General features: G+C 59.2%; 11 protein-coding genes. 6 read left to right on the top strand and 5 right to left on the bottom strand.

Annotated features, from left to right (window positions below; genetic code table 11):
• Positions 1-5 precede the first annotated feature (5 nt).
• Positions 6-1,187 carry an acyl-CoA dehydrogenase family protein gene (locus B9Z33_RS14030; RefSeq protein ID WP_108287618.1) on the bottom strand — a complete coding sequence of 394 codons (1,182 nt, stop codon included), beginning with the start codon at positions 1,185-1,187 and terminating at the stop codon, positions 6-8.
• 197 nt (positions 1,188-1,384) lie between these two features.
• On the opposite strand from B9Z33_RS14030, the gene purN reads away from it, so the two are divergent.
• Entirely contained in the window at positions 1,385-1,969 is a 585-nt protein-coding gene (gene purN / locus B9Z33_RS14025; protein WP_108287617.1) for a phosphoribosylglycinamide formyltransferase, read from the top strand.
• A gap of 21 nt (positions 1,970-1,990) precedes the next feature.
• On the opposite strand, the gene B9Z33_RS14020 is transcribed toward purN, so the two are convergent.
• Positions 1,991-2,227 carry a DUF1653 domain-containing protein gene (locus tag B9Z33_RS14020; RefSeq protein ID WP_108287616.1) on the bottom strand — a complete coding sequence of 79 codons (237 nt, stop codon included), beginning with the start codon at positions 2,225-2,227 and terminating at the stop codon, positions 1,991-1,993.
• A gap of 58 nt (positions 2,228-2,285) precedes the next feature.
• On the opposite strand from B9Z33_RS14020, the gene B9Z33_RS14015 reads away from it, so the two are divergent.
• Together B9Z33_RS14015 and B9Z33_RS14010 are read left to right on the top strand one after the other, a co-directional pair.
• Positions 2,286-3,596 (top strand): RsmB/NOP family class I SAM-dependent RNA methyltransferase, encoded by a 1,311-nt coding sequence (locus tag B9Z33_RS14015; RefSeq protein ID WP_108287615.1) that lies wholly within the window; start codon positions 2,286-2,288, stop codon positions 3,594-3,596.
• Between the two features lie 112 nt (positions 3,597-3,708).
• Positions 3,709-4,920 carry an acyl-CoA desaturase gene (locus B9Z33_RS14010; RefSeq protein ID WP_108287614.1) on the top strand — a complete coding sequence of 404 codons (1,212 nt, stop codon included), beginning with the start codon at positions 3,709-3,711 and terminating at the stop codon, positions 4,918-4,920.
• A 299-nt stretch (positions 4,921-5,219) separates the two neighbouring features.
• Here the strand turns inward: B9Z33_RS14010 and rpmG are convergent, their stop codons facing one another.
• From rpmG to trxB, 3 genes are all read right to left on the bottom strand, one after another.
• A complete protein-coding gene (gene rpmG, locus B9Z33_RS14005; protein WP_006298735.1) occupies positions 5,220-5,390 on the bottom strand; it encodes a 50S ribosomal protein L33 in 171 nt (56 codons plus the stop codon).
• Between the two features lie 26 nt (positions 5,391-5,416).
• On the bottom strand, positions 5,417-5,650 hold the full coding sequence (gene rpmB / locus B9Z33_RS14000) for a 50S ribosomal protein L28 (RefSeq protein ID WP_019430503.1): 234 nt from the start codon (positions 5,648-5,650) through the stop codon (positions 5,417-5,419).
• A gap of 389 nt (positions 5,651-6,039) precedes the next feature.
• Complete coding sequence (gene trxB, locus B9Z33_RS13995; RefSeq protein ID WP_108287903.1) at positions 6,040-6,999, bottom strand: thioredoxin-disulfide reductase; 960 nt, start codon at positions 6,997-6,999, stop codon at positions 6,040-6,042.
• Between the two features lie 163 nt (positions 7,000-7,162).
• Here trxB and B9Z33_RS13990 point away from each other — a divergent pair, with 163 nt between their 5' ends.
• From B9Z33_RS13990 to B9Z33_RS13980, 3 genes are read left to right on the top strand one after another with little or no spacing between them, the layout of a single operon-like run.
• Positions 7,163-9,562: a DNA translocase FtsK gene (locus B9Z33_RS13990; protein ID WP_108287613.1), complete on the top strand. Its 2,400-nt coding sequence runs from the start codon at positions 7,163-7,165 to the stop codon at positions 9,560-9,562.
• Positions 9,562-10,239 (top strand): outer membrane lipoprotein chaperone LolA, encoded by a 678-nt coding sequence (lolA, locus tag B9Z33_RS13985; protein WP_369916752.1) that lies wholly within the window; start codon positions 9,562-9,564, stop codon positions 10,237-10,239. The genes B9Z33_RS13990 and lolA overlap by 1 nt, the downstream gene beginning before the upstream one ends.
• Entirely contained in the window at positions 10,236-11,531 is a 1,296-nt protein-coding gene (locus tag B9Z33_RS13980; RefSeq protein WP_108287612.1) for a replication-associated recombination protein A, read from the top strand. Before lolA ends, B9Z33_RS13980 begins: the two co-directional genes overlap by 4 nt.
• The last annotated feature ends 25 nt before the right edge of the window (positions 11,532-11,556 follow it).

Raw genomic sequence — 11,556 nt, 5'->3', positions numbered from 1 at the left:
TCTCCTTAGCCGAGCACGGTTTGCGCGACGATGTTGCGTTGCACTTCATTGCTGCCGCCATAAATGGTGGTCTTGCGCATGTTGAAGTAGTTGGCGGCCAGTGGCGCATTGGCCAAAACGCCGCCGGGGAAGTTGCCTTGCCAGCCTGCGTCCATGGCTTCAAAGATGAAGGGCAGGGCAAAGGGCCCAGCGGCTTGCATCATCAGCTCGGTGTAACGCTGCTGGATTTCGCTGCCCTTGATCTTCAGGAGACCCGCGATGTCGAGGGAGTTTTTACCCGACTTTTCGGCGGACAGCACGCGCAGCACCAACATCTCGAGGGCCACGATGTCGACTTCGAGCTTGGCGATTTCGTCACGGAAGCGCAGGTCGTCATAAACGCCTTCGGCCTTGGCGATGCGCTTCAAGCGCTCGAGTTCGCGCTTGGCGCGGTTCACATCGGCGATGTTGGTGCGCTCGTGGGCCAGCAGGTGCTTGGCGTAGTTCCAGCCTTTGTTTTCTTCGCCGACCAGGTTTTCTGCGGGCACTTCAACGTTGTCAAACCAGACTTCGTTCACCTCGCATTCGCCGTCGAGCAGCTTGATCGGGCGCACGGTGATGCCGGGCGACTTCATGTCGATCAGCAAGAAGGAAATGCCGGTTTGCGGTTTGCCTTCGGTGCTGGTGCGCACCAGGCAGAAGATCCACTCGCCGTATTGGCCGAGGGTGGTCCAGGTTTTCTGGCCGTTGACGATGTATTTGTCGCCCACGCGCTCGGCGCGGGTTTTGAGGGAGGCCAGGTCCGAGCCGGAGCCCGGTTCGCTGTAGCCCTGGCTCCACCAGACTTCACCGCTGGCGATGCCAGGCAAAAAGCGCTTGTGCTGTTCGGCGTTGCCGAAAGCCATGATCACCGGTGCCACCATGACAGGGCCAAAAGGCACGACACGGGGTGCTCCGGCGAGGGCGCATTCTTCTTCAAACAAATGCTTTTGCACAGCGCCCCAGCCCGGGCCGCCAAACTCTGTGGGCCAACCCCAGCCCAGCCAGCCTTTTTTGCCCAAAATCTTGGCCCAGCGTTGCATGTCCTCACGCGTCAGGCGCATGGCGTTGTGGACTTTGTGTGAAATGTCGGCGGGCAAGTTTTCCTTGACCCAGGTGCGAATCTCATCGCGAAATGCGAGTTCTTCGGGGGTGAATGCCAAATCCATGGGGGACTTTCTCCGGTGGGGGTGGTGACTGCGCCAATGAGCAGCGCCATCAAAATCAAACGGTCGTGCTTTTTATCACGCCCCGTCGGCACAGGCCTGTCCTGGTTGCGACAAAAATGCGCCCAGTCGTGCGCTTTTGGTGCGCTGGTTGATCCGTTTTAAGGGCACAGCGGTGCTGGGATAATCGGACACAAACCATGAAAAACATTGTCATTTTGATTTCCGGCTCGGGCTCCAACATGGCCGCCATCGTGCGCGCTGCAGAGCAAGGCCGCTGGGGCGAGCGCTTGAATGCCCGGGTCGCCGCTGTGATCAGCAACCGTGCCGACGCCGAGGGCCTGCGTTTCGCCAAAGACCACGGCATTGCCACAACGGTGCTGGACCACAAAGGCTTTGCCAGCCGTGAAGCATTCGATCAGGCCTTGATGGCCGAGATTGACCCGCTTTCTCCCGCATTGGTGGTTTTGGCGGGTTTCATGCGCATCCTGACGCCCGCATTTGTGGCGCATTACGAAGGCCGTTTGCTCAATATTCATCCGTCTTTGCTGCCGGCGTTTCCAGGGCTCAATACGCACCAGCGCGCCATCGATGCGGGTTGCCAGTTTGCAGGCGCCACGGTGCACCAAGTGACTGCCGAGCTGGACCATGGCGGCATTTTGGCCCAGGCCGTTGTGCCTGTGCTGGCGGACGACGCGGCGTCCACCTTGGCGGCACGGGTGCTGAGCCAAGAGCATCTGATTTACCCCCGCGCAGTGGCGCAATTTCTGGCGGCATTGCCCTGAACGACACCTGCAGCCGCCGGCTCAGTCCCCCGTGCGGGTGAAGCGGGGCTGGACTGTCCCGTTGAACTCGGCCACATCCGCAAACATGGCCGCAGGGCGCACCCACAGACCTTGGTCGCCATAAAGGGCTTGGTACAGCGTCATGGGCTCCAGGCTTTCGCTGTGGCGCACGGTGCCCAGCACCCGGTACATGCCGCCTTTGTAGTGCCGATACAGGCCTTTGGGTGTTTCGATCAACGTTGGAAGTGGCTCGGACATGGGGTGCTTTCTGCGTGTGGGGTCAATTTGCAAGGGCGGGGATGGGACAATACGCCCCATGCATCCAAAAGCCCTTTTAGACGCCTGTGCCGATTTGGTCAGGCTGGTTCTCCAATTTGAACATCCTGCCGACGCTGTTGTGTCGCGCTATTTTCGTGAACACCGTTCGCTCGGTCCGCGTGAGCGGGCCACCTTGGCCGAAACGGCCTTTGCCGTTTTGCGCAAGAAATTGCTGTTTGAGCAATTGGCCCGTTCCGGGTCGGGTCCCAAAGAGCGCAAGCTCGCCATTTTGGGGTTTTTCGGTCCGCGTGACTTTTTGGCAGCGGCCCTGAACGACACCGAAAAACAATGGCTGGCCACGTGCGACGCCATTCCGGTGGATGCCCTGATGGCCCCCCACCGCCACAACCTGCCCGAGTGGATGGCGCAGGCTTTGCAGGCCCAATTGGGTGACGATTTCTGGGCCTTGGCCGAGAACCTGCAGCAACCCGGCACGCTCGATTTGCGGGTCAACATGTTTCAAGCCAAACGCAGCGAGATTCAAAAGGAGTTGGCGCAAGTCGGCATCTCGTCCACGCCCACGCCTTACTCCCCTTGGGGCTTGCGCCTCGAAGGCAAGCCCGCCCTGCAAAAGACCGATGCGTTCACACGTGGCGCGATCGAGGTGCAAGACGAAGGCTCGCAGCTGCTGGCTTTGCTGGTGGACGCGCACCGCGGCGAGATGGTGGTCGACTTTTGCGCCGGTGCGGGCGGTAAAACGCTGGCGCTGGGCGCTGCCATGCGCAGCACGGGTCGCCTGTATGCCTTTGACGTGTCGGGCCACCGCCTGGATGCGCTCAAGCCCCGCATGGCTCGCAGTGGTTTGTCCAATGTCCATCCTGCCGCCATTGCGCACGAGCGGGACGACCGCGTCAAGCGCCTGGCGGGCAAGATCGACCGCGTGCTGGTCGATGCACCGTGTTCGGGCCTGGGCACCTTGCGCCGCAACCCCGACTTGAAATGGCGTCAAAAGCCCCAAGCTGTGCAAGAGTTGACCGAGAAGCAGCAAGCTATTCTGCAAAGCGCTTCGCGCATGGTCAAGTCGGGTGGCCGTTTGGTCTACGCCACTTGCAGCGTCTTGCCCGAAGAAAATGAGCTGATCGCACAAGCCTTCAGCGCCGCCAACCCGGACTTTGTGCCCTTGAACGTGGCGCAAGAGCTGGAGCGACTCAAGGTGCCAGATGCAGCGAGCTTGTGTTCTCCTGCGCCATCGGCGCAGACCCCACAAGATGTCGCACCAGAAGATCTGCCTGCTGGCACATTCTTGCGTTTGTGGCCTCATCGCCATGCCACGGATGGTTTTTTTGCTGCGGCGTGGGTTAGAAAGTAATCATTTAAAACGCGTTGCGTGCGGATTCGGCCGAAATAGCTGTCCTTTTGAGGACGGAAAACTTAAAATCGACAAATTGCCTGAAATCAGGCGCTCGTAGAAAGACAGACTCATGTTGTTGCCTGATTGGGCTTTTTTGGATGCTTTGATTCAGTGGATGGGCCATGGCCTGTTCGATTTGTCGTGGTGGCAAATGGTGTTGGTCACCTTGGGCCTGACCCACATCACCATCGCCAGCGTCACGATTTTCCTGCACCGTCACCAAGCGCACCGCGCTTTGGACCTGCATGCCATTCCCTCGCATTTCTTCCGATTCTGGCTGTGGCTGACCACCGGCCAAGTGACCAAGGAGTGGGCTGCCATTCACCGCAAGCACCACGCCAAGTGCGAGCAAGCCGAAGACCCGCACAGCCCGCACGTGCACGGCATCAAGACCGTGTTGTTCACCGGGGCTGAGCTGTACCGCAAGGAATCCAAGAACCTGGAAACCATGAAGCGCTACGGTCACGGTACGCCCGACGACTGGATTGAGCGCAATTTGTACACCCGCTTTTCTTGGCAAGGCGTGGCTTTGATGTTGATCATCGACGTGGCCTTGTTTGGTTTCCTGGGCCTGACGGTCTGGGCGGTTCAAATGGCCTGGATCCCGATCACGGCGGCAGGCATCATTAACGGTGCTGCCCATTATTGGGGTTACCGCAACTTTGAGGCGCATGACGCCAGCACCAACATTTCGCCTTGGGGCATCCTGATTGGCGGCGAAGAGTTGCACAACAACCACCACACCTACCCCACCTCGGCCAAGTTGTCGGTCAAGCCTTACGAGTTCGACATCGGTTGGTTGTACATTCGTGTGCTCGAAACCCTGGGCATGGCGACCGTCAAGAAGACTGCTCCCCGTTTGGCGTATGGCGACATTCGCCCTGTCGCAGACGAGAAGACACTCGAAGCCCTGATCGCCAACCGCTACGAAGTGATGGCCGGTTACGCACGCAATGTGCGCGCGGTGATGCAGCAAGAAGCCAGCAAGCTCAAGCTGGATGCCAATGCCTTACAGGCTGCCCAGCGTTGGTTGCACCGTGACACAGCCAAAGTGCCCGCCGCTGCACAGGCGCAGCTCGAGCAAGCACGCGCTGCGAGCCCCGTACTCGACAAGATGGTGCAAATGCGCGAAGAGCTGACCCAGATCTGGCTCAACACCTCGCATTCACGCGAGCAACTGGCGGCCGATTTGCAAGCCTGGTGCCGCCGGGCCGAAGAAAGCGGTATCGCTGCTTTGCGTGACTTCTCCGTGAAGTTGCGCGCTGTTCGCCAGACCGCCTGAGCTTTTCAGCACCCATGCAAACAGGGCCTTCGGGCCCTGTTTGCTTTTGGTCATAGATCGTTTGAGCTCTGGCGCATTCGGCTTCCCATATGGTGGTTGAAGCCACTGACCGACAGGCCATCCGGTTTTGCCTCGCAGGGCCGAGACTCAGCGCCGACAAGGCGTGCACAGGCTCAGTCTTGAGCATGGCCAAGGCGCAAGAGTCTCAAGCCACACGACCCCGAAGCATCGCCCATCTTTCGGGCATAAAAAAACCCGCTGTGTAGACAGCGGGTTTTTCTTGCAAGGATCAGGCCGAATTACTTCAGCTTGATTTCCTTGTATTCAACGTGCTTGCGAGCTTTGGGGTCGAACTTCATGATCGACATTTTCTCGGGCATTGTTTTCTTGTTTTTGCTGGTCGTGTAGAAGTGACCAGTGCCAGCTGTGGATTCCAGCTTGATTTTTTCGCGTCCGCCTTTGGTTGCCATGGTGTATGACTCCTAATATTCTGGGTTTAGGCTTGACCGCGTTCGCGCAGGTCAGCGAGAACGGCATCAATGCCATTTTTGTCGATCAGGCGCAGAGCGGCGCTGGAAACGCGCAGACGCACCCAACGGTTTTCTGTTTCAACCCAGAAACGACGGTATTGCAGGTTCGGCAGGAACCGGCGCTTGGTTTTGTTGTTGGCGTGGGAAACGTTGTTTCCCGTCATTGGGCCTTTGCCCGTTACGTCGCAAACGCGTGCCATGTGGACACTCCGATACTTTTAAAACAGCCGGTGCCGATGGGTCTCATGCAGTCTGCATGGGGCCTGGCGCTCCAGCCTCACCTCGCCAAGATGGGTGGCGGTATCCCAGATCGCTGTCTCTGTGATCCCGGTCAAAGAGTCCGGGCAGATCCAGCAAAGCCTTGAATTATAACCAGAAATCGGTGGTCATGACCGGGCGTTGAGTCGGATTGCATCTCTGGTGGTTCAACCGAGACGGCTCATTGGACATTGGGGGTGTCTGTCGGGGTGATGTGGCAAAGCGAAGCGCCTCTGAACCCCGGCAGACACCCCCAAGTCCGGGATGATGCCCAAGCAAGTGGTTTTAAACTGGTGCGCAACAGCTCACCCTGGCAGTTGGCGAACCCCGCTCAACCGTTGTTCTGTTCCAAAAAGCGCTGTGCATCCAGCGCCGCCATGCAGCCCGTGCCCGCGCTGGTGATGGCTTGGCGGTAAACGTGGTCTTGCACGTCACCCGCCGCAAACACGCCGGGCACCGAAGTTTGTGTGGCAAAACCCTTCAAACCACTCTGGGTCACGATGTAGCCGTTTTCCAGTTCCAGTTGGCCCTGGAAAATCTCGGTGTTGGGCGCGTGGCCGATGGCAATGAAGCAGCCTTTGAGTTCAATGTCTTGCAGGCTACCGTCCACCGTGCTTTTCAGGCGCACGCCGGTCACACCGGAGGCGTCGCCCAGCACTTCTTCCAATGTCTGGAAGGTTTTGAGCACGATCTTGCCTGCGGCCACTTTTTCCATCAGTTTGTCCACCAGGATGGGCTCGGCCTTGAATTTGTCCCGGCGGTGAATCAAATAGACGGTGCTGGCGATGTTGGAGAGGTAAAGGGCTTCTTCGACGGCGGTGTTGCCGCCGCCCACCACGCAGCACAGTTGCTCGCGGTAGAAAAAGCCGTCGCACGTGGCGCAACCGCTCACGCCTCGGCCCATGAAGGCGGTCTCGGACGGCAAGCCCAGGTATTTGGCCGAAGCGCCTGTGGCAATGATCAGGCTGTCACAGGTGTAGGTGCCGCTGTCGCCAATCAGGGTGAACGGACGCTGGTCGAGCTTCACTGTGTGGATGTGGTCGAACACGATTTCGGTGTTGAAGCGCTCTGCGTGCTCCTGAAAGCGCTGCATCAGCTCAGGGCCTTGCACGCCATGCACGTCGGCTGGCCAGTTGTCGACTTCGGTGGTGGTCATGAGCTGGCCACCTTGCGCCATGCCGGTGATCAACAAGGGCTTCAGGTTGGCGCGAGCGGCATAAACAGCAGCGGTGTAACCGGCAGGGCCAGAGCCGAGGATCAGGACTTGGGCGTGTTTGGATGTGGCGGACATGGTGTGCAATCGGGTTAATCGGTCGGTTAAAAGACAAAGTGGATGCATCGCATCGCATGGGGTGATTGTAAGAAACCACCAAAGGCAGCGAACCGACAGGGTTTCCAACGGGCTTCCGTACGGTCTGAGGGCGGCTTGATCGGGTAAGCTTGAGGCTTAATTTATGACCTATTCACTGCACACATTGACCAACCCCACGGCCCGCGGCACGGAGGTTGAAGCGCCTCAGACTGTTTGGTCGCGATTTGCGCAAGAAATCGTCCTTTTGCTGGGCGGAGCTTTGCTTTTGCTGTGTCTGCTGGCTTTTTTGAGTTACCAGCCCTCCGATCCCGCTTGGTCTACCTCGGGCAGTAGCCCGGCCGTTCGCAACTGGGTGGGGCGAGCAGGCGCCTGGTTGGCCGATTTGGCGTATTTCGGCTTGGGTTATTCCGCTTGGTGGTGCCTGGCGGCGGCTGGCCGTGCCTGGTTGGTTGGCTTGGCCCGCTGGATGCGCGGCCCGTCAGGCGAAGACATGCCGACATTGCCCGCTTATTGGCGACGCAGCCGCTGGATTTTTTGGGTCGGTTTGCTGGTTCTGGTTTCTGCCAGTGCCAGCATCGAATGGGCGCGTCTTTATAGGCTGGAGACCCATCTGCCAGGGCACAGTGGCGGTGTGGTGGGCTATTTGGTGGGGGCTACCAGCGTCCGTTGGTTGGGCTTTACCGGTGCTGCATTGATGGGCATTGCGCTGGTCGTGGCCGGTGTCGCGATGGTGTTTCGCTTTTCATGGGGTCAGTTGGCAGAGCAAGTTGGTGCGCGCATTGACGCCTTGATCCAGTCGCGCCATGTGAAACGTGAAATTCAGGAAGACATGGCCTTGGGCCAGCAGGCTTTGCGTGAACGCGAGCAATCGGCGCCCATGCAGGCCATCGAGCCACAGTGGGACATGGACCAGTTGAAGGCCCCCGAAGGGCAATTGGATTTGGCACCTGTGCCTGTTCCCGCGCCGCCTCCGGCACCCATGGTCATCGAGCCTGCCGTTGTCGATGTGCCGCGCAGCGATCGGGTGGTCAAGGAAAAGCAAAAACCACTGTTCAACGAACTGCCCGACAGCAAGCTGCCCCAGGTGGACTTGCTCGATGCCATCACGCTGCGCCAGGAAACGGTGTCGCACGAAACGCTGGAGATGACCAGCCGCCTGATTGAGAAAAAGCTCAAGGACTTTGGTGTCGAAGTGCGTGTGGTCGCTGCCGCTCCGGGCCCGGTGATCACGCGTTACGAGATCGAACCCGCCACGGGTGTGAAGGGTTCGCAGGTAGTGAACCTGGCCAAAGACCTGGCGCGCTCGCTCAGCTTGGTGTCCATCCGGGTGATCGAAACCATCCCGGGTAAAAATTTCATGGCCTTGGAGTTGCCCAACGCCAAGCGGCAGTCCATCAAACTGAGCGAGATTTTGGGCTCGCAGGTCTACAACGAAGCCAAGTCCATGCTAACCATGGGCTTGGGCAAAGACATCATTGGCAACCCGGTGGTGGCCGATCTGGCCAAGATGCCGCACGTGCTGGTGGCCGGTACCACCGGCTCGGGCAAGTCGGTGGGTATCAACGCCATGATTTTGTCCTTGCTGTACAAGGCCGAAGCCCGCGATGTGCGTCTCTTGATGATCGACCCCAAGATGCTGGAGATGTCGGTTTATGAAGGCATTCCGCACCTGCTGGCACCGGTGGTGACCGACATGCGGCAGGCGGCGCATGGTCTGAACTGGTGCGTGGCCGAGATGGAAAAGCGCTACAAGCTGATGAGCAAAATGGGCGTGCGCAATCTGGCCGGGTACAACCAAAAAATAGACGAAGCCACCGCCCGTGAAGAGTTCATCTACAACCCTTTCAGCCTGACGCCTGACGATCCAGAACCGCTCAAACGCCTGCCGCACATTGTGGTGGTGATTGACGAGCTGGCCGACCTGATGATGGTGGTGGGCAAGAAGATCGAAGAGCTGATTGCACGGCTGGCCCAAAAGGCCCGTGCCGCTGGTATCCATTTGATCTTGGCCACGCAGCGCCCCAGCGTGGACGTGATCACCGGCCTGATCAAGGCCAATATCCCGACCCGCATCGCCTTCCAGGTGTCCAGCAAGATCGACAGCCGAACCATCTTGGACCAGATGGGCGCGGAAGCCCTTCTGGGCATGGGCGACATGCTCTACATGCCTTCAGGAACGGGTTTTCCGATTCGGGTGCACGGTGCTTTTGTCAGTGACGAAGAAGTGCACCGCGTGGTGAGCTACCTTAAGAGTCAGGGCGAGCCCGACTACATCGAGGGTGTGCTCGAAGGCGGCACGGTCGATGACGACGGTGGCATGTTGGGTGAGGGCGATAGCGCCGAAAAAGACCCCATGTACGACCAAGCCGTCGAGGTGGTTTTGAAAAACCGCAAAGCCAGTATTTCACTGGTTCAGCGCCATCTCAAGATTGGCTACAACCGCGCGGCCCGTTTGGTTGAGGACATGGAAAAAGCCGGTCTGGTCAGCAGCATGAGCGGCAGTGGCCAGCGCGAAATTTTGGTGCCTGCTCGGGCAGAGTAATGAACATGAACCGTTTGGACCGTACCCGCAGACGAGTGGTGCTGGGGCTTTTGGCCTCAGGGCTGTGCTGGGCGATGACCGTGTCGGCCGATGGCCTGGACTCTCTGACGCAATTCATGAAACAAGCCCGCAGTGGACGGGCCCAATTCAGTCAGTCAGTCACATCGCCGTCCAAAGCCGGTCAGCCGCCACGCGTCAAGACTTCAAGTGGCAGTTTTGAGTTTCAAAGGCCAGGCAAATTCCGGTTCGACTACCGCAAACCCTTTGTGCAGACCCTGGTTGCCGATGGCCAGACGCTGTGGCTGCACGATGTGGACCTGAATCAGGTCACGGCCCGCAAGCAGGCGCAGGTGTTGGGCTCCACCCCTGCCGCTTTGCTCACCGCCGCTTCTGACCTGGAAGCCTTGAAAGCGGATTTCGTGTTCAAAGCCGAGCCCGACCGTGATGGCTTGCAATGGGTCAGCGCAACCCCCAAAGCCGCTGAAGGCCAGATCCGCACCGTGATGATCGGTTTGCACGTGGCCGACAAAGGCCCCGAACTGGCGGTCATGGATGTGCAGGACACTCTGGGTCAACGCTCGGTGCTGACCTTCACCGCTTTTGAGCTCAATCCCACTTTGACCGCTCAGGCTTTTGTTTTTCGTGCGCCACCCGGGGTGGATGTGATCCGCCCATGACCCAGCCCCTGTCACCCCATGCCCCTTTGGCGGAGCGTTTGCGCCCACGCCATTTGGGCGAGGTGATTGGTCAGCAACATTTGCTGGGCGAGGGCATGGCGCTGCGTCTGGCATTCGAGTCGGGCCAGCCGCACAGCTGCATTTTGTGGGGGCCACCCGGTGTGGGCAAAACCACCATCGCCCGTTTGATGGCCGATGCGTTTGACGCGCAGTTTCTCAGCATCAGTGCGGTGCTGGGGGGCGTCAAGGACATCCGCGAAGCGGTTGAAAAAGCAGAGGCCGCCCGCACCGGTCTGCACCCGCAACGCACCATCATGTTTGTGGACGAGGTGCACCGCTTCAACAAAAGCCAGCAAGACGCGTTCTTGCCGCATGTGGAAAGCGGTTTGTTCACCTTCATCGGCGCGACCACCGAAAACCCGTCTTTCGAGGTGAACTCGGCCTTGCTCTCACGGGCGGCTGTGTACGTGCTGCAACCCTTGTCCGAGGACGACCTGCAACACATCGTCGTGCGGGCCCAAGCCATCAAGGCCATTCCCGCCATCGAGCCCGAGGCCCTGGCCCGTCTGCTGGCCTACGCCGACGGCGATGCCCGGCGTTTGCTCAACACGCTGGAAACCTTGGCCATGGCCGCCAAACAAGAGGCCATCGACCCCGTGACAGACGCTTGGTTGATGCGTGTGTTGGGCGAGCGCATGCGCCGGTACGACAAAGGCGGCGAGCAGTTCTACGACACCATCAGCGCTTTGCACAAATCGGTGCGGGGTTCCGACCCCGATGCCGCACTGTATTGGTTCGTCCGCATGCTCGACGGCGGTGCAGACCCTCGCTACATGGCCCGCCGTTTGATCCGGATGGCCAGTGAAGACATTGGGCTGGCCGATCCGCGAGCGCTGCGCATGGCGCTGGACGCTGCCGATGTGTACGAGCGACTGGGCAGCCCCGAAGGCGAGTTGACCTTGGCGCAGTGCGTGATTTATTTGGCCATGGCGCCCAAATCCAATGCGGCCTACAAAGCCTTCAACGAAGCCAAAGCCTTTGTCAAAAAAGACGGCACCCGCCCAGTGCCCATGCATTTGCGCAATGCGCCAACCAAGTTGATGAAAGACCTGGACTACGGCAAGGGCTACCGCTATGCCCATGACGAAGAGGGCGGCTTCGCTGCGGGGGAGCGCTATTTGCCCGATGGCATGGCCGAGCCTGGTTTTTACAGGCCAGTGCGCAGGGGCTTGGAGATCAAAATTGCTGACAAACTGGAAGAACTGCGAAAGAGAAATTCAGCCACAGGGTAAGTCCCGAGCAAATTGAATACTGACG

It is taken from the genome of Limnohabitans sp. T6-20 (assembly GCF_003063505.1).
Lineage (GTDB): Bacteria > Pseudomonadota > Gammaproteobacteria > Burkholderiales > Burkholderiaceae_C > Limnohabitans_A.
Note: the sequence above shows the minus strand (reverse complement) of the source record. Positions and strands in the feature narration are given on the sequence as shown.

Excerpts from the sequence above, each read along its gene's own strand:
- rpmG (WP_006298735.1), bottom strand. The coding sequence starts at position 5,390 with ATGGCAACCAAAGGCGGACGCGAAAAAATCAAGCTGGAATCCACAGCT.
- lolA (WP_369916752.1), top strand. The coding sequence starts at position 9,562 with ATGAACATGAACCGTTTGGACCGTACCCGCAGACGAGTGGTGCTGGGG.
- B9Z33_RS14015 (WP_108287615.1), top strand. The coding sequence starts at position 2,286 with ATGCATCCAAAAGCCCTTTTAGACGCCTGTGCCGATTTGGTCAGGCTG.
- rpmB (WP_019430503.1), bottom strand. The coding sequence starts at position 5,650 with ATGGCACGCGTTTGCGACGTAACGGGCAAAGGCCCAATGACGGGAAAC.
- B9Z33_RS14010 (WP_108287614.1), top strand. The coding sequence starts at position 3,709 with ATGTTGTTGCCTGATTGGGCTTTTTTGGATGCTTTGATTCAGTGGATG.
- B9Z33_RS13990 (WP_108287613.1), top strand. The coding sequence starts at position 7,163 with ATGACCTATTCACTGCACACATTGACCAACCCCACGGCCCGCGGCACG.
- trxB (WP_108287903.1), bottom strand. The coding sequence starts at position 6,999 with ATGTCCGCCACATCCAAACACGCCCAAGTCCTGATCCTCGGCTCTGGC.
- B9Z33_RS14020 (WP_108287616.1), bottom strand. The coding sequence starts at position 2,227 with ATGTCCGAGCCACTTCCAACGTTGATCGAAACACCCAAAGGCCTGTAT.
- purN (WP_108287617.1), top strand. The coding sequence starts at position 1,385 with ATGAAAAACATTGTCATTTTGATTTCCGGCTCGGGCTCCAACATGGCC.
- B9Z33_RS14030 (WP_108287618.1), bottom strand. The coding sequence starts at position 1,187 with ATGGATTTGGCATTCACCCCCGAAGAACTCGCATTTCGCGATGAGATT.
- B9Z33_RS13980 (WP_108287612.1), top strand. The coding sequence starts at position 10,236 with ATGACCCAGCCCCTGTCACCCCATGCCCCTTTGGCGGAGCGTTTGCGC.